General features: G+C 70.6%; 1 protein-coding gene. It reads right to left on the reverse strand.

The genetic code is table 11. The features are described from left to right. Positions 1-90: 90 nt before the first annotated feature. Positions 91-588: a hypothetical protein gene (locus ABZ914_RS27655; RefSeq protein ID WP_500196768.1), complete on the reverse strand. Its 498-nt coding sequence runs from the start codon at positions 586-588 to the stop codon at positions 91-93. Positions 589-931: the final 343 nt, after the last annotated feature.

Consider the following 931-nt stretch of genomic DNA (forward strand, 5'->3'; position numbering starts at 1 on the left):
TACACCCCCCCAACACTAGCCCCACCCTCCCTGGCTGCAGCTCCCCCGCGCCGCGCCGGCGCCCGCCCGGACGGGCGCCGGCCTACCGCCTCAGTGGCAGTCGGAGTACCGGACGTACCACTTGCCGTTCCCGTCGCCGGTCTTGTAGTCGGCGATCCAGAACCTGTCCGGGAGCCGCACCCACAGGTACCCGTCCCTGCGCTGGACGGTGTCCCAGTCCGTGGTGACCTGGCTGTTGTGCGGGAGGATCCGGACGACCTTGTACTGCAGCCCGGGCCCCTCCCGCAGGTTCAGCCCGCCCGACGGGAGGACGCGCCCGTGGCACCACCGCTGCCGCAGCTCGTCCCGCACCATGAGCCGGTGCATCGCCTTCCCGGCGCCCTTGCGCCCGACCTTGATGCCACCCGTCCCGTGCCCTTCCTCGGCATCACGCGGCGGCTTCGCCTGAACGCCCCGCGCCGACTGCTGCGCCTGCCGCAGCGGCTGCTGCCGCTCCGCCGCGCCCGCGACCGCCCCGCCGCCGCTGAGCGCCGTCCCCGCCAGAGCAACACCGGCCACCGCCGCGCCGCCCCTCACCCGTACACGCATCTGTCCCTCCAGTCCCGTACGAACGACACGCTCGAACGCTACTCAGCGTGACAGACGCGCAGCCCAAAGTAACAGCACCAATCGGCTCGCCTTCCCTTCCCACCCTTTCCCTCCACCCCAGATAAGCCCTCCTCAGCCCTTCCCTAAGTGAGGCTTAAGGGGGTTCTGGGGTGGGCGGGGGCGGCTTAGCGTTGGGCTTGTTCACATCGGAAGACGGCGGAGGTGCACAGGCGGAGAGCAGAGCGAACGTCGACTGAGGTTCCTGTTTGAGACAGGTCTCTGGCCCGCACGGCCCCGTTACCCCGCACTGGGGCCGTGCGGGCCAGAGGCCTTTCTCAGTCGC

It is taken from the genome of Spirillospora sp. NPDC046719 (assembly GCF_040645715.1).
In the GTDB taxonomy this organism is placed as follows: Bacteria; Actinomycetota; Actinomycetes; order Streptosporangiales; family Streptosporangiaceae; genus Spirillospora.

What these genes read in the sequence shown, in the direction of transcription:
- ABZ914_RS27655 (WP_500196768.1), bottom strand. Translation starts at nt 588, where the DNA reads ATGCGTGTACGGGTGAGGGGCGGCGCGGCGGTGGCCGGTGTTGCTCTG.